Genomic DNA, 20,549 nt, shown 5'->3' with positions numbered 1-20,549 from the left:
TCAGGGGGCGACGCGGCCGTTCTTGTTGAAGGCGGCGTACGTCAGGGGCATGAGCTCCTGCCACACGTTCTCCATCTTCTCGGCGCACATCTCGATCTCGCGCTGCGGGAACGACGGGAAGTGCGTCCCCTCGCGCATGGTGCGCAGGGACAGGAAGTTCATGAGCGAGCGGGCGTTCACCGTCACGTACATCGACGACATGATGTTCAGCGGCAGGACGATGCGGGCGACCTCGCGCGCGATGCCGGAATCGAGCATCCGCTGGTAGCTCTCGAAGGCGGCGATGGATGCCTCGCGCGTCTCGCGGGCGACGAGATCGACCTGCTCCTGGGAGCCGGGGAGGAACTGGTACGCGCCGGGCTTGCCGACCTGGACCAGGTTCCGCTCGGGGGCCGGCACGTAGAAGACGGGGCGGAGCTCGCGGTAGCGGCCCGACTCCTCGTTGTACGACGCCATCCGGTGGCGCATGAACTCACGGAAGACGAAGATCGGCGCCTGCACGTAGAAGGTCATCGAGTTGTGCTCGAACGGCGAGCCGTGACGATCGCGCATCAGGTAGTTGATGAGCCCGCGGTCGCGGTCGGTCGCCTCGGAGCCGTCGGCGGCCGCGGCGAGCGTCTGCTCGCCCTGGGTCGAGACGCGTGCCGCGAACAGCACGTCACTGTCGGATGCCGATGAGCGCACCAACTCGACCGTGACATCGCTGCGGAACTCGATCTCGGGGCCTTCGGGTCGCTCACTCACGGCTCACACACTACCCGCCGGGACCGTCACACATGACCCCGCGCCACCCGTGCCCGAGCGCGCGGGACTACTGTGGAGCGGTCATGGATCTCCTTCCCGCCATCCTCTTGTTGAGCGCGCTGCTCGCGGCCACCGTCGGCATCGGTCTGGTCCTGCGGTGGCGGCAGAATCGGCCGCGCCCCTTCGACCCGCGCGAGGTCGTGGAGCCGACCCGCCTCGGGGCCGAACGGCTCGGCGAAACGGCCACACTGCTGCAGTTCAGCACCGAGATGTGCAGCCGGTGCCCCGGCGTCCATCGCACGCTCCGCGAGATCGCCGATGACCGCGACGGTGTCCTGCACCTGAACGTCGATCTCACGCACCGTGTGGACATCGCGCAGCATTTCTGCGTCCTGCAGACCCCGACGACCCTCATCCTCGACCGACACGGCCAGGTGCGCTCGCGCTTCGGCGGTGTGCCCGGACGTCAGGTCGTCGAGATGGAGCTCGACCGCGTGACGGCGGGGGCGGAGCGTGCCTGAGGCAGGCGGGATCGATCCCCGGGGGCCGCGCTTCGCGGCATCCATCACGGCTGTTCTGCTGCTCATCGCGACGCTGCTCGCTCTCTTGGGCATCTCGACTCGGGCCTCGGCGTCGTTCGGCTGGTTCGCCTATCAGCCCCTCGGGGACTTCGCCTTCGTCGGCGGGACGGCCTGGGCGATCGAGATGACGCCGGTCGGAGCCCGCGTCGCAGACCCCGGCTTCATCGCCGTCCTCATCGTCGCGCTGCTCTTCCTCTGGGGTGTCGCCTCACCGCGCACCGCGCCGTGGGGAGCGCTCTACCGGCGGGCGGTCCAGGCGCGGCTCGCTCCCCCGACCGACCTCGAGGACCCGCGCCCACCGCGCTTCGCACAGGGGGTCGGGCTGTTCGTCACGGCCGTCGGGCTCATGCTGCACGTCCTCGGTGTCCCGTTGGCGCTGCCGATCGTGGCGGGATTGGCGTTCATGGCCGCGTTCCTCAACGCGGTCTTCGGCCTGTGCCTCGGATGCCAGTTGTGGCTGCTCCTGCAGCGCGTCGGGCTCGTGGGCCGTACCGCCTGACGCTCCTCGGCCGCTGCGTCAAGACATATCCCGCTCCGAACCGGGCGGCTTATGCTCGGCAGCGTTCCGTCACGACCACGACAGAGGAGACACCATGAGCGTCACGAGCGAAGCCACCACCAGCTGGAAGGGCACCCTGTTCGAAGGGTCGGGCGAAGTCGCCCTCGAAAGCTCCAACCAGGGCCCTCTCCCCGTGAACTGGAAGGCCCGCAGTGAGGGGTCGACCTCGGTGACCACGCCCGAAGAGCTCATCGCCGCGGCCCACTCGTCGTGCTTCAGCATGGCTCTCTCGAACGCGCTGGCCGAGAACGGCACCCCGCCCGAGAGCGTCGAGACGACGGCATCCGTCACCTTCATCCCCGGCACCGGCATCACCGGCTCGCACCTGAACGTCAGCGCGTCCGTCCCCGGCCTCTCGGCCGAGGACTTCACCCGCATCGCGAACGAGGCGAAGACGGGATGCCCCGTCTCGGCCGCTCTCTCGGGCATCGAGATCACGCTCGAGGCGACGCTTGCCTGAGCGTCGCGTCGTCGTCTCGGGCGCGTCCGGCCTCATCGGGCGCGCCCTCATCGACTCGCTCACCGCCGACGGGTACAGCGTCACGCGCCTCGTCCGCCACCCCGCGCAGGGACCGGACGAGGTCACCTGGGCGCCGGGTGAGAAACCGCTCGATCCCCGGGTGCTCACCGGAGCGGAGGCCGTCGTGAATTTCAACGGCGCGACCATCGGACGGTTCCCGTGGACGGCCGCCTACAAGAAGCAACTGGTCTGGTCGCGACTGCACCCGACGCAGACGCTGGCCCGCGCGCTGCGGGAACTCGGCCACGACGCACCCCTGTTCGTCAGTTCATCGGCGTCGGGCTACTACCCGCCTGATGGTCGTGGACGCACATTCGACGAGACCGGGCCGCGCGGCGATGCGTTCCTGTCGGAACTCTGCGGCGAGTGGGAAGCCGCCGCGGTGGCATCGGGCGCTCGTACGGCGCTCCTGCGCACCGCGCCCGTCGTGCACCGCGACGGCGTGCTGAAGCCGCTTCTGCTCCTCACCAAGCTCGGCCTGTCGGGACCGCTCGGTCGCGGCACCCAGGTCTGGCCGTGGATCTCGCTCGACGATGAGATCCGCGGCATCCGTCACGTCATGGATCGCGGCATCACGGGGCCCGTGAACCTCACCGGGCCGGAACGCGCCACGGCGAACGACCTCGGGTTCGCGCTCGCTCGGCGCCTGAACCGCCCGTACCTGCTCCGTGCGCCCCTGTGGGCGATCCGGCTGGTCCTCGGAAAGGACGCGGTCGACGCGCTTCTTGCCACGGACTCGCACGTCGTGCCGGCGGTCCTCCTCGAGTCCGGGTTCGAGTTCCACCACCCGACCGTTGAGGATGCCGTCGCCGCAGCCGTCTGAGCCGCGCGCGATCGTTCAGCGGCGGCGCTCGGCCCGCTCGCGCGAGATCGCGCTTCGGATCGCCCCACGGGCGCGCCGACGATCGCCCGCGCCGTCGTAGAGCAGCCCGAGCCGGTACCAGGCCCGCCAGTCCGCCGGGTCGGCCTCGACCGCGTCGCGGTAGGAGGGGAACAGCGCGTCGACGTCGGACTGGACCGGCCTGCCGCTGGGTCGGAGCGCCAGTTCCTCCGTCGGCAGGCCGCCTTCCGCCTCGAGCCGCCGGCCGAGACGCTCGGCACCGGCGCCGAAGCTCAGCTCGCGCCACAGAGCCCACACCGCGACGACGGGCAGCAGCACGAGGGCGACCCCCATGGCGACACCCACGGCGTCGCCGCTCGTGACCAGCAGGACGGCGCGCTGCGCGACGAGGGCGATGTAGAGGACGAGGACGACGGCGACGATCGCGACACCGATTCGCGTCCTCATCGGGCTGTCGCCGTCGCGGCCTGGTCCGATGCGTCGCCATCGGCGACGGGGGCGGTCCGGGCCGGTTGCGGCAACCGCAGCCCGATGTCGATCATCGAGTCCAGCCCCACGACGACGCCCGACGCATCGCGCGCCGCGGCGAGGGCGACACGGATGCCGGGAGCATAGGCCGCGGCGGGATCGATCGTGTCGTGGATGATGCTGAGGGACTCGCCCGGGCCGGACAGGATCGTCTCCTGCCGCGCGACGACACCGGGCCGGCGGAGGGAGTGCACGGGGACGCTCGCGATCTGCTGGCCGCGGGCGCGCTGATCGACGTGAGGCGCCTCGACAGGACCGGCCTCCGAACGGGCGGCGGCGATCAGCTCCGCCGTGCGGACGGCGGTGCCGCTCGGCGAATCGACCTTGGTCTCACGGTGCGTCTCGACGATCTCGATTGAGGGGAAGAACGGGGCGGATGCCGCGGCCAGAGCGGTCCCGATGACGGAGCCGAGCGAGAAGTTCGGAATGAAGACGGCGCCGGTGCCCGCGGCATCCACCAGGGGACGGACGAGCGCGATGCGCTCCGCGGACCAACCGGACGTCCCGACGAGGACGTTCTTGCCGCGCTCGATCGCGGCGCGGACCACGTCGATCGACACAGCCGGGGTCGACGCGTCGACCACGAGGTCGGCGGCGTCGATCTCGGAGAGATCGCTCGACGAACCGAGGACCGCGACCGTCTCGAAGCCGTCCGTCGCGTCGAGGACCTCGGCGATGATGCTGCCGAGCTTGCCGGTCCCGCCCACGAGGGCCACGCGCGTCGTCATGCCTCCAGCCTATGCGGGGAGGAACCCGGCGACCGTGTCCCACGCGAGCTTGACGACGAGGAGTCCGAGGACGACGAGGAAGACCACGCGGACGAAGCCGTTGCCGCCCCGGGTCGCCATCCGCGCTCCGATGAACCCGCCGGTGATGTTCGCACAGGCCATGACGAGACCGAGCGCCAGGATGATCTCCCCGTGGACGCCGTAGACGATCAGCGCGGCGAGGTTCGTGGTGAGGTTCGCGATCTTCGCGTTGACGCTGGCCTGCAGGAAGCCGAACCCGAGCACGCCGACGAGCAGGATGACGAAGAACGATCCGGTGCCGGGACCGAGGATGCCGTCGTAGAACCCGACGCCGAGGCCGATGACGCCCGAGCGCCACACGACGGCGTGTCGTTCGTTGTGGCGCGGCTCATGGTGCAGGCCCATCTTCGGACGGAGAAGGGTGTACACCCCCACCGCGACGACCGCGACGAGGACGACCGGCGTCAGCACCTCTCGGGGGACGTACCTCGAGAGCGCAGCGCCCACGGCGGAGCCGGCGAAGGCACCGAGGACGAGCGGGATCAGGAGGACGAGATGGACCTTGACGCGGCGAAGGTAGACCCAGCTCGCCGACAGGGTGCCGAAGAACGAGCTCAGTTTGTTGGTGCCGAGGATGAAGGGGGTCGCGACGTCCTTCGGCACACCGATGACGAGGGCGGGGAGCTGGATCAGGCCGCCACCGCCGACGACGGCGTCGACCCAGCCGGCGACCCCGGCCGCAACGACGAGGAACAGCAGCGCGCTCGCGGAGACGGGGAGCCATTCGGCGAGGAGAGGACCGGTCAGCACCTCACACCGAGAGGATGTCGGGAAGGCCCGTCCGGAGCTCCACCGGAAGGTGTGCGAGGTCGTTGTGGGACACGAGGGACCACGGTCGCCCCGGACGCTGTGCGAGGACCGTGAGACCGCAGTGCGCCTGGTTGACGGTCAGCCAGCGCCACTCCGGCGCTTGGAGCACCTCACGGACGAACCAGGCGATCACGAAGTTGTGCGTGATGAGCAGCTCGTGCGCGTTCGGGCGGTGCGCGAGGAACTCCGCCCCGGCATCCGCCATCTGCGCCGCGCCGGCGTCGGCCTCGGCCTCGGTCACTCCCCCGAAGAACGGCTCGTACACGCTCGGCGTGTCGGGCGTCATCCCGCTCGGCACACAGTCGAACAGCAGAGCGGTCGGCTCGGGATCGACGGCGGGGAGCCGCTCCGAGACCGCACGCGCCGTCTCGGCGGCACGCAGCAGAGGCGAATGCCATACGGCCGTCAGCGGGACCCCGGACAATCGGTCGGCGAGGAGCTCCGCCTGCCGCCGGCCGCGAGGCGACAGCGGCCCATCGGCGAGACCGTGCTCGGCGTCGAGATGCTCGCCGTGCCGCACCAGGTAGAGATAGTGCGTCACGTACTCACTCGTTTCCCCGGGGATGCCCCGGAGGATCCCGAGGTCTCCTCCAGCGTAACCGAGGCTCAGTCGGTCGCCCGGGCGATCTCGGCGAGATGCGCGCGACTGAGGTGGACGCCGACGCCCTGGACGAGCTCCTCGACGTGCGCGACCGCGTAGGCGTTGACGACGGGAGCGACGACGACGCGCTGCGCGAGGAGCCAGGCGATCGCGACCGCTGCGGGAGGGACCGCGAGCTCGCCCGCGATGCGATCGAGCGCACGCAGGGTGCGGGCGCCGCGACGGTTCATGCTGGCAGCCAGCTGGCGACCCCGTACCGAGCCGCCGACGCGGTCGCGAGCCCGGTGCACGCCCGAGAGATACCCGTGCTCGAGCGCCTGCGAGGGCGTGACGGCGATTCCTTGAGCTCCGGCAACGAGCCGGAGGTCACCGTCGAACTCATCCCGCCGCAGGACGTTGTAGGGGACATCCAGGACGGTGACCCGCGGGTATCCCGCGGCCGAGAGGATGCGTGCTTCGACGAGCTGAGCGGCGCGGTAGCCGGCGGCGCCGACGGCCCGGACCTTGCCGGACTCCACGAGCCACTCCGCCGTGGCGAGGGTGTCCTCGAGGATCGTCGTGCGATCGGAGGTGCCGTCGAGCGAGAGGACGTCGATCCGATCCGTCCCGAGACGGGTCAGGGACGCCTCGACGGCGCGGATGAGGTTCACCGATCCGAGTCCCGGATTGTCGGCTCCGCGGCCGACCTTGACGGTGAGGACGATGTCGTCCCGATTGCGACGCGCGGCCATCCAGCGACCGATCGCGTGCTCGCTCCGGCCCGCCGCGTAGCTGTCCGACGTGTGGAGAGCGTTGCCGCCCCGCTCGACGTAACGATCGAGGATCGCGTGCGCGGAGGCGAGGTCGACGTGCCACCCGAACTCGGCGCCGCCGAGGATGAGCGGGAACACCGAGAAGCCGGTCTCTCCGAGTGGGACGCGGATGCGGCGCCCCACGGGTGCACCGTGGACGGGAAGCGGGCCGGAGGGGTGGATGCCGGGCGCATCGGTCGTCGACGCGTGATCCGCCCTCTCGAAAGCTGCCATACCCGTCTCCTTGCAGAGCGCTGGAGGGTTCGTGGCCACGCACCCTCCGATGCGCTCATTCCGAGGGTAGAACAGCCCTCAGACCCGACGCGGATGCGCGCAGGTCAACGGGTGACGTTTCGATAACGGTTCGATCGCGCGGACCGGGGCGGGGTGCCGGGACACGGCGAACGCCCGCCCTCCGAAGAGGACGGGCGTTCGCGCGATGCAGGATCAGGCCTCCGCGGGAGCCTCGGCTGCCGCGTCGCCGGCGGGAGCCGACTCCTCGACCACGGGCTCGAGCGACAGCTTGCCGCGGTCGTCGATCTTCGTGATACGCACGAGGATCTTCTGGCCGACACCGAGGACGTCCTCGACGTTCTCGACGCGCTTGCCGCCGGCGAGCTTGCGGACCTCGCTGACGTGCAGCAGGCCGTCCTTGCCGGGAAGGAGCGAGACGAACGCGCCGAACGTCGCGATCTTGACGACCGTGCCCAGGAACTGCTCGCCAACCTCGGGGTTGGTCGGGTTGGCAATCGCGTTCACCTGCGCGCGAGCCGCCTCGGCGGACGGTCCGTCGACGGCGCCGATGTACACGGTGCCGTCGTCCTCGATCGAGATCTGCGCGCCGGTCTCGTCCTGGATCGCATTGATCGTCTTGCCCTTGGGGCCGATCAGCTCGCCGATCTTGTCGACCGGGATCTGGACGCTGATGACGCGGGGCGCGGTGGGCGCCATCTCGTCGGGGGCGTCGATCGCCGAGTTCAGGACGTTCAGGATGGTGAGGCGAGCCTCCTTGGCCTGGGTCAGCGCGGCGGCGAGCACCGACGACGGGATGCCGTCGAGCTTCGTGTCGAGCTGGATCGCCGTGATGAACTCGTTCGTGCCGGCGACCTTGAAGTCCATGTCGCCGAGCGCGTCCTCGGCGCCGAGGATGTCGGTCAACGCGGCGTAGCGCGTCTGGCCGTCGACCTCGTCGGAGACGAGACCCATCGCGATGCCGGCGACGGGGGCGCGCAGCGGCACACCCGCGTTCAGCAGCGACAGGGTCGAGGCGCACACCGAGCCCATCGACGTCGAGCCGTTGGAACCGAGCGCCTCGGAGACCTGACGGATCGCGTACGGGAACTCCTCGCGGCTGGGCAGCACCGGCACGAGGGCGCGCTCGGCGAGGAAGCCGTGCCCGATCTCGCGACGCTTGGGGCTGCCCACACGGCCGGTCTCACCGGTCGAGTAGGGCGGGAAGTTGTAGTGGTGCATGTAGCGCTTGCTCGTCGTGGGCGACAGCGAGTCGATCTGCTGCTCCATCTTGAGCATGTTCAGCGTGGTGACACCCATGATCTGGGTCTCGCCGCGCTGGAAGATCGCCGAGCCGTGGACACGCGGGATGACCTGCACCTCTGCGTCGAGCGGGCGGATGTCGGCCAGCCCGCGGCCGTCCATGCGGACACCCTCGGAGAGGATGCGGCCGCGGACGACGACCTTGGTGACGGACTTGTAGGCGGCGGAGAACTCCAGCGGCGCGCCGGCGGGAAGCTGGTCGGCCTCGACGGCGGCGATGAGGTCGGCCTTGACGCGGTCCTTGACGACGTCGTCGGCGGCCTGACGCTCCTGCTTGTCGGCGATCTGGTAGACGTTCACCAGGTCGTCGTAGGCGCGGCCGGCGACGAAGTCGTAGACCTCGGAGCTGTACGGCGCGAAGACCGGGTAGACGCCGGGCTCGCGCGACGAGGACGCGGCCATCTGCGCCTGCGCCTCGACGAGCTGCTTCAGGAACGGCTTGGCGGCCTCGAGGCCACCGGCGACGATCTCCTCGCTCGGCTTGACGGCGCCGCCCTTGATGAGGTTCCAGCTGTTCTCGGTTGCCTCGGCCTCGACCATCATGATCGCGACGTCGCCGTCGGGAAGGACGCGACCGGCGACCATGAGGTCGAAGACGGCCTCCTCGACCTGAGCCTGGTTCGGGAACGCGACCCACTGGTCGGCGTGCTCGCCGTGGCCGGGGATGAGCGCGAGGCGCACACCGGCGATCGGGCCCGAGAACGGCAGACCGGAGATCTGCGTCGAGGCGGAGGCCGCGTTGATCGCGAGGGCGTCGTAGTACTCGCCCGGAGCGATCGAGAGGACCGTGACGACGATCTGGACCTCGTTGCGGAGGCCGTCGACGAACGACGGACGCAGCGGCCGGTCGATGAGGCGGCAGACGAGGATCGCCTCGGTGGAGGGGCGGCCCTCGCGACGGAAGAACGAGCCGGGGATCTTGCCGGCGGCGTACGAACGCTCTTCGACGTCGACGGTCAGCGGGAAGAAGTCGAAGCCCTCGCGCGGGTGCTTGCCGGCGCTGGTGGCCGACAGGAGCATCGTCTCCTCGTCGAGGTAGGCGGCAACGGCGCCCTGCGCCTGCTGTGCCAGTCGCCCGGTCTCGAACCGGACGGTGCGGGTGCCGAAACGGCCGTTGTCGAGAACGGCTTCGGCGGCGGTGATTTCTGGACCTTCCAAGAGGTCTCTCCTTCTTTGTTTAGACTCGCACGCGCGTTTCGCGCACGAGATCGTGCGAAGGAGCAGGAACAGGCAGATATGGGCGCGCGGAGACATCCGCGGAGTCCGCCTGCGCTGGCCACCAGTCGAAGACCACCATCCGCCAGAACGGGATGGGGATCCACCACAGGGGACCAGCTTCCTGCCGGGCCTGCTCCATGAGCTCACTGTGAAGTTGAGCGGATGCCGCGGACAGAGCCGCGGGCAACCCGAGCCAGCCTATCAGCGCACCCCCTCCGGTGCGTATCGTGGCGGGATGAGCGACGACGAGAAGACCGCGGACGCGGCATCCGATGACATGAAGCGGAAGTTCCGCGAGGCGCTCGAGAAGAAGAACTCGCAGAGCCGGAAGGGCGAGGCGCACCTCGACGGGGACTCCTCCGTCCACGGCACGCACGGCGCCGTCACCAAGCGCGAGTTCCGACGCAAGAGCGGCTGAGCACGACACGACGCAGGCCCGGATACCGAGTGGTGTCCGGGCCTTCGTCGTGCCGGTCGTGTATCAGCTGCCGAGCTCGGCGCGCCGGGCGCGGGCCCGCTCCTCCTTCGCCTCCGCCTCGGGGAGCGCGGCGTCGTTCAGCCCCGAGGTGTCGACGGCACCGGTGTCGTCCGAGACGCCGTGGGCGGTCAGCGTCGACTCGTCGAAGGGGCGGCGCCCTGCGAGCACGGCCGCCACCTGTTCGCGGTCGATCTGCTTCGTCCAGGTTCCGATGAGCAGGGTGGCCACCGCGTTGCCGGTGAAGTTGGTCAGCGCACGACCCTCGGACATGAACCGGTCGATGCCGACGATGACGCCGACGCCGTCGACCAGGTCGGGGCGGTAGGCCTGGAGGCCGCCAGCCAGGGTCGCGAGGCCTGCCCCGGTCACGCCCGCGGCACCCTTCGAGGCGATGATCATGAAGACGAGGAGGCCGATCTGCTCGGGGATCGACATCGGGGCACCGAGACCGGTCGCGATGAACAGCGACGCCATCGTCAGGTAGATGGCCGTGCCGTCGAGGTTGAAGGAGTACCCGGTGGGAACCGTGATGCCCACGACCGGCTTGGAGACGCCGAGGTGCTCCATCTTCGCGATCAGGCGCGGCAGGGCCGACTCGCTCGACGACGTTCCGACGATGAGCAGGTACTCGCGCCCGAGGTACTTCATGACCTGGAAGATGTTGACCCGGGCGACGGCGTAGAGCATCGTGCCGAGCACGCCGACGATGAACACGATGCACGTGATGTAGAACGCGATCATCAGGATGCCGAGGCTCACGATCGCCGCGAACCCGGTTTTCCCCACCACAGCGGCGATGGCGCCGAAAGCGCCGATCGGGGCGAGCCACAGGATCATGCCGAGGATGCGGAACACCAGGGCCTGCAGGTTCTTCACGGCGTTCATGATGGGCTCGGCCTTGGCGCCCATCTTCTGCAGGGCGAACCCGACGAGGAGGGCGATGAAGAGGACCTGCAGCACGCTCTCGCCGGTGAAGGCCGAGAAGAACGTCGTCGGGATGATCCCGAGGATGAACTCGGTCGTGGTCTTCGCTTCGCTGGTGTCGCCGGCGTCGTACTGGGCGTTCTGCATGTTGAGGCCCTCACCCGGGTGGATGATGTTGCCCACCACGAGGCCGATCGCCAGCGCGAAGGTCGACATGGCCATGAAGTAGAGCAGCGCGAGACCGCCGATCCGACCGACCGTCGCCGCCTTCGCGATCGACCCGACGCCCACGACGATCGTGCAGAAGATGATCGGCGCGATCATCATCTTGATCAGGTTGACGAACGCCTTGCCGACCGGCTCGAGGGACTCGCCGAAGGCCGGCCAGATCAGCCCGACCACGCAGCCGAGGACCACGGCGATGATGACCGAGACGTAGAGCCATGTGTGTTTGTCCCACGCCTGCTTGCCCCTGCGCGGGTTGTATCCGGGAAGCCGGAACGAGGATGTGAGGGCCATGATCTCTCCTGGGTGACAGTCGTTGTCGGAGTCGACGGCGATGTCGACGAGGATCAGCGTGCCCGTGCCCCCACGAGGGCGGCAGTTGTGGTCGTATTGGTCGCAGATCGAGGAGAGGAGCGCACCGTGGCGCAGACAGGCGGGGCGAGCGCGGCATCCCGCGTGTTCGTCGCGGTCGCCGCCGCCGTGGTCGTGCTGTCCCTGACGATCGCCGCGATCCTGCTCTGGGACGGGCAGCGCTCTGCTCGCGCCGAAGCCGAGCGGGTCACGCGCGCCGTCGCCGAGACGATCGCCGACAACACCGGCGTGGTGGACGCGCTCTCCCGGGGCGACCGCGTCGACGCCACCCGTGTTCTGCAACCCGAGATCGAGGCCGTCACCGCCGACGCGGACATCGACTTCGTCACGATCATGGACCCCGGCGGCATCCGCATCACCCACCCGGACCCGGCCCGCATCGGCGAGCGCTACATCGGGACGATCCCCGCCGGGGACGCGACGCTCACCGAGGAGGTCACGGGAACCCTGGGGCCGTCGGTGCGGACGATCGTTCCCGTCGTCTCCGACGGCGAGGTCGTCGGCCGCGTGTCCGTCGGTGTGACGATCGGGTCGATCACGGAGGCGCTCGGCCCCCGCATCCTCAGCGCGGTCGCGATCGCGCTCGTCCTCTCGCTGGCCGGGCTCGCCGGGGCGGTGTACGCCCGCCGGGCGACGCGCCGGGTCGCGGGCGACCTGCCCGCCGGGGCCGTCCGCGACGCCGTCTCGTCGTACGAGTCGATGCGGACCCTCGGCGACGCGCTGCGGGCGCAGACCCACGAGCACGGGAACCGCCTGCACACCGCCATCGCCCTGCTCGAACTCGGGCGCACGCGCGAGGCGATCGACATCCTCTCCGAGGATGCGCGGCAGAGCCAGCTCCTGGTCGACCAGGTCGCGGCGCGGCGAGAGGGAGACCCCACCGTGGGAGCGCTGCTGCTCGGAAAGGCCTCCCAGGCCGCCGAGCGCGGCGTGGAGTGGCGCGCGCGCATCGATGCCGACGCCCCGAGGTCGGTCCTCTCCCCCGTCGACGCGGTCTCGGTCGTCGGCAACCTCATCGACAACGCACTGGACGCGGCGGCATCCGCTCCCCCGCCGCGGTGGGTGGACGTTCGGATGACGCGCACGACCGAGGACGAACTCGCTCTCGAGGTCTCCGACAGCGGAGCCGGGATCCCCGCCGACATCACGGACCGGGTATTCGAGCACGGCTTCTCGACGAAACCCGGGGGCGCAGCCGGCCGCGGCGTCGGGCTCGCCCTCGTCCGTTCGATCGTCGACGAGGCCGAAGGGACGGTCTCGCTGCGCTCCGACCCGACGACCTTCCGCGTCATCCTCCCCCGGAGGGACGCATGATCGGCGTCCTGATCGTCGACGACGACGCACTGACCCTCGAGCTCCACCGCCGATACGTCGAGCGACTCGACGGCTTCGAGGTCGTCGCCGAGTGCACCGGGGCACGAGCGGCCGTCGCCGCGCTCCTGGACGGCACGCGCACGACCCAGATCGATCTGGTCCTCCTGGACATGACGATGCCCGACGGCTCCGGCCTGGACGTGCTCCGGCATCTGCGGGCGCACACGGGAGCCGTCGACGTCATCGCGATCACCTCTGTCCGGGACTCGGACGTCGTCCGTCAGGCGATCGCCCTCGGCGCGGCGCAGTACCTCGTCAAGCCGTTCACCTTCGGTGACTTCCGGGACCGGATGATGCAGTACCTGCGCTTCCGCGAGCAGGTGTCCCGCGCTGCGGGAGCAGCGACGCAGGCCGAGATCGACGCCATGGTCGGTGCCCTCCGCACCTCTCCGACGCCGACGCTGCCGAAGGGGCTGTCTGCAGAGACGCTCGACCGGGTGAGCAGCCTCCTGCGGGCGGGCCCCGCCTCCGCACGGGAGGCCGCCGACAGTCTCGGGATGTCGCGGGTGGCCGCGCGACGCTACCTCGAGCACCTGACCGACGCGGGACGCGCCGAGCGCGCGCAGCGGTATGGAACCCCGGGACGCCCGGAGACGGAGTACCGCTGGGCGCTGTGAGCGGTCGTCACCTCCGGACGTCGGCGCGACCCGCCGGTCGACCGACGAGGACGTAGTCGGGGAGCTTCGCGATTCGTCCGTCGCCCGCAGTGCGGCCACGCAACCGCCGCCACACCCACGGCAGCGCGTCTCGTCGAAGCCAGCTGCCCCGCGACGGCGGGTCCTCGTCGACGTGGAACGCCTCGTCGAGATCCGCGAGGGCGTCGGCGTGCGGCACGCCGAGGGCTTCCGCGGCGCGGTACGCGACGTAACGATGACCGCGCGAACGCAGGTGCACCTTGTCGTCGGCCCACAGATCGATCCTCGCGAGTTCGGCTTCGGCAGCGAGATCGACGAGGGTCGCGCCGGTGCGGGCGGCGATCGCGCGGAGGCGCGCGTTGTAGATCGCGAAGCGCCGCGTGAACACGCGGGCCGCCACCCGGTCGGGCAGGAAGATCGTCGCCAGGAGCACGTCGCAGCCGACGCTCCGGAGCCGCACCACGGCATCCTCCACATTCGCCGCGAGGGAGATGGGATCGCACACCGGCTGCACGAGGTCGTTGGCTCCGATCAGGATCGACACGAGGTCCGGTCGCAGCGCCAGGCATCGCGGGAGCTGCTCGTCGACCAGGTGGGACACCCGACGACTGCGGACGGCGAGGTTCGCGTACCGGAAGGGGCGGGTGTTCCCGCCGCTCAACGCCAGGAGGTGCGCCAGCCGATCCGCCCACCCGCGGAACGACCCCGCCGGCATCCGCGAGGTGTCGCACAGGCCTTCGGTGATCGAGTCCCCCAGCGCGACGTAGCGGGACCACCGACGCGTCGGCGCGGCCGTGACGACCATGTCCGGCCGGGGCCAGGCGATGACGCGGCGCCCGGCATCCCGTCTATGGAGGACCCCGGCACGGTCGTAGTGCTCGAGGAGGCGCTCGGCGAGCGCATCCCACGTGCGTCCGGCGACGGCGGTCCGTGCTGCGTGGGCGAAGGCGCGGCGCTTCGCCTCGTCGCCGACGAGGTCGACGACACGGGCCCGCAGGTCGCCGGCGTCGCCGGGACGGTAGAGCCACCCGTCCACGCTGCTGCGGACGAGATCGACGGGGCCGCCCACGCCGGTCGCGACGACCGGGACACCGCTGGCCTGCGCCTCCTGGATGGTCTGCCCGAAGGTCTCGCTCTCGCCGGGGTGCACGAAGACGTCGAAGGATGCGAGAGCCGTGGCCAACGCATCCCCCTCGAGGTGCCCGAGGAACACCGCGTCGGGGAGGAGCTGTTGGAGTGCAGGCCGGGCGGGACCGTCACCCACGATCACGAGACGGATGCCGGGTGTCCCCCGAAGGGCGACGAGATCCTCGACCTGCTTCTCGGGCGCCAGCCGCCCGACGTACCCCACGATGACCTCGCCGGGGGCGATACGGGCACGCCAGGCGTCGTCGCGTCGACGAGGAGAGAACCGCTCCCCGTCGACGCCGCGTCCCCACAGCCCGACGCGGTCGACGCCGAGCGCCGAGAGCTGAGCGCGCGCGGCCTCGGAGGGGGCGAGGGTGAGGGTGGCCCGCCGATGGAGACGTCGCACCTGCGCCTCGGCGAGCGCGGCGGCCTGCGGCAGGCCGTACCGACTCGCGTAGGCGATGACGTCGGTCTGGTAGACCGCGACGCTCGGCAGACGGCGTGACTCCGCAGCGATGACACCCTGCCACCCCAGCAGGAAGGGGGAGGCGAGATGCACGACGTCCGCATCGAACCTCGCGAGGTCCCGCCCGATCGATGCCGCCGGCGGGACCGCGACGCGGACGGCCGGGTACCGCGGCAGCGGGAACGAGGTGACGGCGCGCCCCGGCATCCCGAGATCGTGACGCCTCACTCCGGGAGCGACGACGAAGACGTCGTGCCCGCGGCGCTGCAGGTGCTCCCGGATCTGGAGGACCGATCCGGTGACCCCGTTCATGTGCGGGAGGAATGACTCGGTGACTACCGCGACTCTCACACGACCAGGGTGCCTGTGCGCGCGCGGCGGACGCGGTCCCGGACCGCTCGATCGCGGACTGTTCATTCACCTCTCGCCCGCCGGTCACCGTCGCGTCGCCGGCCGGCTTCGCGTTCTCCTGGCGTTCACACGTCGCTGGTACGCAGGGGCCGTGATCGGTGACCTCCTGACGAGCCTGGCCTCGAGCCCCTGGGCGCTCCCGGCGCTGTTCGTCCTCGTCCTGGCGGACGCGGTGCTCGTCGTCGTCCCGGGCGAGGTGGCGGTGACCGTGATCGGGGCTCTGGCCGCCGCCACGGGGACTCCCCCGCTGGCGGCCGTCGTCGCCGTCGCGGCCATCGCCGCCATCTGCGGCGACGCCCTCTGCTACGGGGTCGGCAGGACGGCGGGCATCGACCGATGGCGGTGGATGCGGCATCCCCGCGTCCATGCGGCGTTCGCGTGGGCCGGCGCCCGCCTCGCCCGTGGTACGGCGACCGTCGTCTTCACCGCGCGGTTCATCCCGTTCGCGCGGCTCGCGGTCAACCTCACCGCCGGCGCCACCCGGGTCCCGCCCGGTCGCTACTTCGTTGCGGTCGCGGTCGCCGCGACCGCGTGGGCCTTCTACCAAGCCGTCATCGGCGCCGCGATCGGCACACTGCTGCCGTCGAACCCCATGGCGGCGGTGATCGCCTCGATCGTCGTCGCGGTCGCCCTGGGGCTCGTGATCGACGTGGCGGCGGCCCGGCTGGCGGGCCGCCGCACGCGGTGATCGACTACTCGCCGGTCAGGCCGCCCAGGAGGTGGCCGAACGACCCGCCCTTGCCGAGGTAGGCCTCGGGATCGAACGGGTCCAGGGCCTGCTCGACCGGACGGCGGGTGACGGCATCCGCCAACTCCCGTGCGCCGCGCTCGATGCGCGCCGACAGCGGCGACACGTCGTCGGCACGCGCGCCCCAGTCGGAGGACGCCGCGAACACGCCCGTCGAGACGGCCTCGGCGTGCAGGTAGGCGAACAGCGGCCGGATGGCGTAGTCGATCGCGAGCGAGTGGCGCGCCGTGCCCGCGTTCGCTCCGATCAACACGGGCTTGCCCTGCAGCGCATCCGGATCGAGCACGTCGATGAACGACTTGAACAGTCCCGAGTAACTCGTCGAGAAGATCGGCGTCACGACGATCAATGCGTCGGCGGAGACCACCGCGTTGATCATCGTCTCGAGCGCCGGCGGTGCGAAGCCGGTCAGCAGGTTGTTCGTGATGTCGTGCGCGTACTCGCGCAGCTCGAACGTGTCGACGGATGCCTCGACGCCCCGCTCGCGCAGGTCGGCGAGCACTGCTCCTGACAGCTTGTCGGCGAGCATGCGGGTCGACGAGGGGTTCGACAACCCCGCCGAGACGACGGCGATGCGCCGGGCGGTCATCGCGCACCGCCCAGGCCGAACGCGGCACCGACGGGGGCCGGGGTGTCCTGGTACGGGCTCGGACCGGACAGGTTGTCGCCGCGGTTGGCGCGGGGGCGCGCCTCGCGGACGGGCCCGTCGCCGTACGTGGCGGCGACGCGCGCGGCGTGCGTCGGTGCGTCGGGAACGATGGCCGGGCGATCCTTCGCGAGCTCCTTGCGCAGGACGGGGACGACCTCACCGCCGAGGAAGTCGAGCTGCTCGAGGACCGTCTTGAGCGGGAGGCCCGCGTGGTCGACGAGGAACAGCTGACGCTGGAAGTCGCCGAACAGGTCGCGCATGCCGGCGTAGCGGTCGATCACCTGCTGCGGCGACCCGACGGTGAGCGGGGTCATCTCGGAGAAGTCCTCCATCGACGGGCCGTGTCCGTACACGGGGGCGTTGTCGAAGTACGGGCGGAACTGCGCCTTGGCGTCCTGCGAGTTCTTCGCCATGAACGCCTGGCCGCCGATGCCGACGATCGCCGTCTCGGGGACGCCGTGACCGTAGTGCTCCCAGCGCTGGCGGTAGAGGCCGATCAGGCGCTGGTAGTGCTCAGCGGGCCAGAAGATGTTGTTCGCGAAGAAGCCGTCACCGTAGTAGGCGGCCTGCTCGGCGATCTCCGGAGTCCGGATCGAGCCGTGCCAGACGAAGGGCGCGACCCCGTCGAGGGGACGCGGCGTCGAGGTGAAGCCCTGCAGGGGCGTGCGGAACTTGCCGTCGAAGTCGACGACGTCCTCGCGCCACAGCTTGTGCAGCAGTGCGTAGTTCTCGATCGCGAGGGGGACGCCCTGACGGATGTCTTTGCCGAACCACGGGTAGACGGGACCGGTGTTACCGCGGCCGAGCATGAGGTCCATGCGTCCACCCGAGAGGTGCTGCAGCATCGCGTAGTCCTCGGCGATCTTCACGGGGTCGTTCGTCGTGATCAGCGTCGTCGAGGTCGAGAGGATGAGCCGCTCGGTCTGCGCGGCGATGTAGGCCAGCGTCGTCGTCGGCGAGGACGACCAGAACGGCGGGTTGTGGTGCTCGCCGATCGCGAACACGTCGAGGCCGACCTCCTCGGCGTGCTTGGCGATCTCGACGGTCGCCGAGATGCGCTCACGCTCGCTGGGCGTGTGACCCGTGGTCGGGTCCTGCGTGATGTCGGTGACGGTGAAGATGCCGAACTGCACCCCGGGCCAGCTGGTGGTGCTGTTGGTGTCGCTCACGATGTCTCTCTCGATTCCCGGACGGATCGCGCCCGATTCATGCAAGTGAATGTACCCGAGTCAACGTCTCAGCGTCCACGTTATTCCCGCAGGTACCCTGGCCCGAATGAGCACCCCCGGCCACTCCCGCCGCGTGCCCATCTGGGACAACGCCCGGGCCGCATGCATCCTTCTGGTCGTCCTGGGACACGCGATCCAACGCCTGACCTACGACTCCGACATCGCGCAGAGCCTCTACTACCTGATCTACGCGTTCCACATGCCCGCGTTCGCGCTGATCTCGGGGTACTTCTCCCGGTCCGATCCGCCGAGCCGTCGCCGGATGGTCCGCATCCTCACCGATATCGTCCTCCCCTACGTCGTCTTCGACGGGCTCTGGACGCTGACGAAATTCCTCGTCGAGGGACGCTCCGACCCCAATCTGACACAGCCGTCGTGGACGCTGTGGTTCCTTCTCGCCCTCGCGATCTTCCGACTCGTGCTGCCCTACCTCGCACTTTTCCGGATGCCGCTGCTGTGGACCCTCGTCGTCTCGATCTCGGTGGGATACCTTCCGAACGTCGATTCCACGCTGTCCCTGTCGCGGACGCTCGGCCTGCTCCCCTTCTTCACGCTCGGCTGGTGGCTGCACCACCATCGCGTCCTGGAGCGACACGGCATCCTGCAACGGCGCCGGGCGTCGCTCCGGCTGGCCGCCGGGGCCACCCTGATCGCCGCGGGCGTCTGTGCGTGGCTCGTCGTCGACGACCTGAAGACGATGCACCTCGGACAGTGGCTGTTCTACGAAGAGGACTACGCCGACCTCGGCGGGACGCAGTGGTGGGCCGGCGGCATCCGTCTGCTCCTCATGGCCGTCGCGCTCGTTCTGAGCGTCGCATTCTTCCTCCTCATGCCACGCCGGGAGTACCGCTGGACGGCCATCGGTCGCTACACGATGTACGTGTACCTCCTGCACTCCTTCGCGCTGTACCCGCTTCGCGAATCGGGCATCCTGCGCGGCCTCGATCCCACCTGGCTGTGGCTGCCGCTGGTCGCGCTCCTATCGGTGGCGATCACGGTCGTCCTCTCCTCGAAACCGGTTCGCCGCCTCTTCCGTCCGCTCATCGAACCGCGCCCGCGGTGGCTCTTCGCACAGCCCGACATCATCGGTCCGGGCGGCACACGCGCCGACCCGACCGGGTCGAGGCGCCCTCAGACGCCGACGACGGCAGGCTCGTAGGACAGTCCGAACGCCGCCGCGACCCCTTCGTTCGCGACACGTCCAGCGCGCACGTTGAGACCCCTCGCCAGCGCAGGGTCTGCGGCCGCGGCGGCATCCCATCCCCGGTCGGCGAGCGCCGTGACGTAGGGGAGAGTCGCATTCGTCAGTGCGCGCGTCGATGTCTCGGGAACGGCTCCGGGCATGTTCGCGACGCAGTAGTAGACCGCGTCATGGACAGCGAAGGTCGGGTCGTCGTGGGTCGTGGGCCGGGAGCCCTCGAAGCAGCCACCCTGGTCGATGGCGATGTCGACGAGGACCGCGCCGGCCTTCATACCGGCGACCATGTCGAGAGTCACAAGTTTCGGCGCCGCCGCTCCCGGGATGAGCACCGATCCGATGACGAGATCGGCGGATGCCACCTGTTCGGCGATCTCGAAGCGGGTGGACGCGCGGGTGTGCAGTCCGGCGTAGCGCTTCTCGAGCTCGCGCAGCCGCGGCAGCGAGACGTCCAGCACGGTGACGTCCGCGCCCATGCCGAGGGCATTCGCCGCGGCGTGCTCTCCTGCCACACCGCCGCCGATGACGACGACCTTCGCCTTGGGCGTTCCGGCGACACCGCCGAGGAGGGTGCCGCGACCGCCTGCCGCACTCATGAGGGTGTGCGCGCCGACCGTGATGGAGATGCGTCCCGCCACCTCGCTCATCGGCGACAGGAGCGGGAGGGCGCGATCGGGGGTCTGCACGGTCTCGTATGCGACCGCGGTGGTGCCAGCCTCGATGAGCGCGTCGGTGAGCGGACGATCCGCGGCGAGGTGGAGGTAGGCGAACAGCGTGAGATCGTCGCGCAGATGCGGATACTCCGCCGCAATCGGCTCTTTGACCTTGACCACCAGTTCCGCCCGACCCCACGTCGATTCCGCGTCGGGGATGATCTCGGCACCGGCGGCGGCGAAGGCCTCGTCCGCGATCCGGGACCCGGCGCCTGCCCCGGACTGCACCAATACCTCATGGCCCCGCGCCACGAGCGCATCGACACCCGCGGGGGTGATGGCCACGCGGTTCTCGTTGTTCTTGATTTCGGTGGGGATGCCGATACGCATGGCGTCACGCTCCTCGTCAGCGAGTGATGTGCGAATCATCCTGCAGAAGATTCGTTACGACCACGTGACAGTCGAAGATCCTTCGATCACACTGAGTCGAGACCCCCGAAACG

The 20,549-nt window shown here is 70.0% G+C and carries 21 protein-coding genes; 9 read left to right on the top strand and 12 right to left on the bottom strand.

Annotated elements, in window-relative coordinates; all coding sequences use genetic code 11:
* Positions 1-744: an FAD-dependent thymidylate synthase gene (gene thyX, locus ACIQLK_RS07195; protein WP_400363751.1), complete on the bottom strand. Its 744-nt coding sequence runs from the start codon at positions 742-744 to the stop codon at positions 1-3.
* Positions 745-827: 83 nt separating this feature from the next.
* On the opposite strand from thyX, the gene ACIQLK_RS07190 reads away from it, so the two are divergent.
* From ACIQLK_RS07190 to ACIQLK_RS07175, 4 genes are all read left to right on the top strand, one after another.
* A complete protein-coding gene (locus ACIQLK_RS07190; RefSeq protein ID WP_400363749.1) occupies positions 828-1,265 on the top strand; it encodes a TlpA family protein disulfide reductase in 438 nt (145 codons plus the stop codon).
* The gene (locus tag ACIQLK_RS07185) at positions 1,258-1,824 is read left to right on the top strand and encodes a DUF4395 domain-containing protein (RefSeq protein ID WP_400363747.1); all 567 of its coding nucleotides are present in this window, start codon (positions 1,258-1,260) and stop codon (positions 1,822-1,824) included. The genes ACIQLK_RS07190 and ACIQLK_RS07185 overlap by 8 nt, the downstream gene beginning before the upstream one ends.
* 94 nt (positions 1,825-1,918) lie before the next feature.
* Positions 1,919-2,344, top strand: a complete 426-nt coding sequence (locus ACIQLK_RS07180; protein WP_400363745.1) for an OsmC family peroxiredoxin — start codon at positions 1,919-1,921, stop codon at positions 2,342-2,344.
* Positions 2,337-3,227, top strand: a complete 891-nt coding sequence (locus ACIQLK_RS07175; RefSeq protein ID WP_400363743.1) for a TIGR01777 family oxidoreductase — start codon at positions 2,337-2,339, stop codon at positions 3,225-3,227. Before ACIQLK_RS07180 ends, ACIQLK_RS07175 begins: the two co-directional genes overlap by 8 nt.
* A 15-nt stretch (positions 3,228-3,242) precedes the next feature.
* Here ACIQLK_RS07175 and ACIQLK_RS07170 read toward each other — a convergent pair whose 3' ends face one another.
* From ACIQLK_RS07170 to ACIQLK_RS07145, 6 genes are all read right to left on the bottom strand, one after another.
* Positions 3,243-3,692 carry a tetratricopeptide repeat protein gene (locus ACIQLK_RS07170; RefSeq protein WP_400363741.1) on the bottom strand — a complete coding sequence of 150 codons (450 nt, stop codon included), beginning with the start codon at positions 3,690-3,692 and terminating at the stop codon, positions 3,243-3,245.
* Positions 3,689-4,501: a 4-hydroxy-tetrahydrodipicolinate reductase gene (gene dapB, locus ACIQLK_RS07165; RefSeq protein ID WP_400363740.1), complete on the bottom strand. Its 813-nt coding sequence runs from the start codon at positions 4,499-4,501 to the stop codon at positions 3,689-3,691. Before dapB ends, ACIQLK_RS07170 begins: the two co-directional genes overlap by 4 nt.
* A 9-nt stretch (positions 4,502-4,510) precedes the next feature.
* Positions 4,511-5,332 carry a TSUP family transporter gene (locus tag ACIQLK_RS07160; RefSeq protein WP_400363738.1) on the bottom strand — a complete coding sequence of 274 codons (822 nt, stop codon included), beginning with the start codon at positions 5,330-5,332 and terminating at the stop codon, positions 4,511-4,513.
* Between the two features lies 1 nt (position 5,333).
* Positions 5,334-5,933: a histidine phosphatase family protein gene (locus ACIQLK_RS07155; RefSeq protein ID WP_400363736.1), complete on the bottom strand. Its 600-nt coding sequence runs from the start codon at positions 5,931-5,933 to the stop codon at positions 5,334-5,336.
* Positions 5,934-5,998: 65 nt separating this feature from the next.
* Positions 5,999-7,018, bottom strand: a complete 1,020-nt coding sequence (locus ACIQLK_RS07150) for an aldo/keto reductase (RefSeq protein WP_400363735.1) — start codon at positions 7,016-7,018, stop codon at positions 5,999-6,001.
* A 213-nt stretch (positions 7,019-7,231) separates the two neighbouring features.
* A complete protein-coding gene (locus ACIQLK_RS07145; RefSeq protein ID WP_400363734.1) occupies positions 7,232-9,496 on the bottom strand; it encodes a polyribonucleotide nucleotidyltransferase in 2,265 nt (754 codons plus the stop codon).
* Between the two features lie 295 nt (positions 9,497-9,791).
* On the opposite strand from ACIQLK_RS07145, the gene ACIQLK_RS07140 reads away from it, so the two are divergent.
* Positions 9,792-9,974 (top strand): DUF5302 domain-containing protein, encoded by a 183-nt coding sequence (locus ACIQLK_RS07140; RefSeq protein ID WP_065571193.1) that lies wholly within the window; start codon positions 9,792-9,794, stop codon positions 9,972-9,974.
* A gap of 63 nt (positions 9,975-10,037) precedes the next feature.
* Here ACIQLK_RS07140 and ACIQLK_RS07135 read toward each other — a convergent pair whose 3' ends face one another.
* Complete coding sequence (locus tag ACIQLK_RS07135; protein ID WP_400363732.1) at positions 10,038-11,477, bottom strand: cation:dicarboxylate symporter family transporter; 1,440 nt, start codon at positions 11,475-11,477, stop codon at positions 10,038-10,040.
* Between the two features lie 126 nt (positions 11,478-11,603).
* On the opposite strand from ACIQLK_RS07135, the gene ACIQLK_RS07130 reads away from it, so the two are divergent.
* Positions 11,604-12,869 (top strand): ATP-binding protein, encoded by a 1,266-nt coding sequence (locus ACIQLK_RS07130; protein WP_400363731.1) that lies wholly within the window; start codon positions 11,604-11,606, stop codon positions 12,867-12,869.
* Complete coding sequence (locus tag ACIQLK_RS07125) at positions 12,866-13,546, top strand: response regulator (RefSeq protein WP_400363730.1); 681 nt, start codon at positions 12,866-12,868, stop codon at positions 13,544-13,546. Before ACIQLK_RS07130 ends, ACIQLK_RS07125 begins: the two co-directional genes overlap by 4 nt.
* Before the next feature lie 7 nt (positions 13,547-13,553).
* Here the strand turns inward: ACIQLK_RS07125 and ACIQLK_RS07120 are convergent, their stop codons facing one another.
* A complete protein-coding gene (locus ACIQLK_RS07120; RefSeq protein ID WP_400363729.1) occupies positions 13,554-15,509 on the bottom strand; it encodes a GDSL-type esterase/lipase family protein in 1,956 nt (651 codons plus the stop codon).
* A 151-nt stretch (positions 15,510-15,660) separates the two neighbouring features.
* Here ACIQLK_RS07120 and ACIQLK_RS07115 point away from each other — a divergent pair, with 151 nt between their 5' ends.
* Positions 15,661-16,257, top strand: coding sequence for a DedA family protein (locus ACIQLK_RS07115; protein ID WP_400363728.1), 597 nt, complete (start codon positions 15,661-15,663; stop codon positions 16,255-16,257).
* 4 nt (positions 16,258-16,261) lie between these two features.
* Here the strand turns inward: ACIQLK_RS07115 and ACIQLK_RS07110 are convergent, their stop codons facing one another.
* Positions 16,262-16,906 (bottom strand): FMN reductase, encoded by a 645-nt coding sequence (locus ACIQLK_RS07110; protein ID WP_400363726.1) that lies wholly within the window; start codon positions 16,904-16,906, stop codon positions 16,262-16,264.
* The gene (locus ACIQLK_RS07105) at positions 16,903-18,099 is read right to left on the bottom strand and encodes an LLM class flavin-dependent oxidoreductase (RefSeq protein ID WP_400363894.1); all 1,197 of its coding nucleotides are present in this window, start codon (positions 18,097-18,099) and stop codon (positions 16,903-16,905) included. The genes ACIQLK_RS07110 and ACIQLK_RS07105 overlap by 4 nt, the downstream gene beginning before the upstream one ends.
* Positions 18,100-18,241: 142 nt before the next feature.
* Between ACIQLK_RS07105 and ACIQLK_RS07100 the strand changes: the two genes are divergently transcribed.
* Positions 18,242-19,354 (top strand): acyltransferase family protein, encoded by a 1,113-nt coding sequence (locus ACIQLK_RS07100; protein WP_400363724.1) that lies wholly within the window; start codon positions 18,242-18,244, stop codon positions 19,352-19,354.
* Here the strand turns inward: ACIQLK_RS07100 and ald are convergent.
* Positions 19,327-20,436, bottom strand: coding sequence for an alanine dehydrogenase (ald, locus tag ACIQLK_RS07095; protein WP_400363893.1), 1,110 nt, complete (start codon positions 20,434-20,436; stop codon positions 19,327-19,329). The genes ACIQLK_RS07100 and ald overlap by 28 nt on opposite strands.
* Positions 20,437-20,549 lie beyond the last annotated feature (113 nt).

The sequence above is a fragment of the Microbacterium sp. NPDC091382 genome, assembly GCF_044757025.1.
Classification (GTDB): Bacteria; Actinomycetota; Actinomycetes; order Actinomycetales; family Microbacteriaceae; genus Microbacterium.
This window is presented reverse-complemented; position numbering and strand designations above follow the sequence as displayed.

Coding starts and splice junctions, on each gene's coding strand:
- ACIQLK_RS07190 (WP_400363749.1), top strand. CDS start 828: ATGGATCTCCTTCCCGCCATCCTCTTGTTGAGCGCGCTGCTCGCGGCC.
- ACIQLK_RS07110 (WP_400363726.1), bottom strand. CDS start 16,906: ATGACCGCCCGGCGCATCGCCGTCGTCTCGGCGGGGTTGTCGAACCCC.
- ACIQLK_RS07100 (WP_400363724.1), top strand. CDS start 18,242: ATGAGCACCCCCGGCCACTCCCGCCGCGTGCCCATCTGGGACAACGCC.
- ACIQLK_RS07135 (WP_400363732.1), bottom strand. CDS start 11,477: ATGGCCCTCACATCCTCGTTCCGGCTTCCCGGATACAACCCGCGCAGG.
- ACIQLK_RS07170 (WP_400363741.1), bottom strand. CDS start 3,692: ATGAGGACGCGAATCGGTGTCGCGATCGTCGCCGTCGTCCTCGTCCTC.
- ACIQLK_RS07125 (WP_400363730.1), top strand. CDS start 12,866: ATGATCGGCGTCCTGATCGTCGACGACGACGCACTGACCCTCGAGCTC.
- dapB (WP_400363740.1), bottom strand. CDS start 4,501: ATGACGACGCGCGTGGCCCTCGTGGGCGGGACCGGCAAGCTCGGCAGC.
- ACIQLK_RS07180 (WP_400363745.1), top strand. CDS start 1,919: ATGAGCGTCACGAGCGAAGCCACCACCAGCTGGAAGGGCACCCTGTTC.
- ACIQLK_RS07140 (WP_065571193.1), top strand. CDS start 9,792: ATGAGCGACGACGAGAAGACCGCGGACGCGGCATCCGATGACATGAAG.
- ald (WP_400363893.1), bottom strand. CDS start 20,436: ATGCGTATCGGCATCCCCACCGAAATCAAGAACAACGAGAACCGCGTG.
- ACIQLK_RS07150 (WP_400363735.1), bottom strand. CDS start 7,018: ATGGCAGCTTTCGAGAGGGCGGATCACGCGTCGACGACCGATGCGCCC.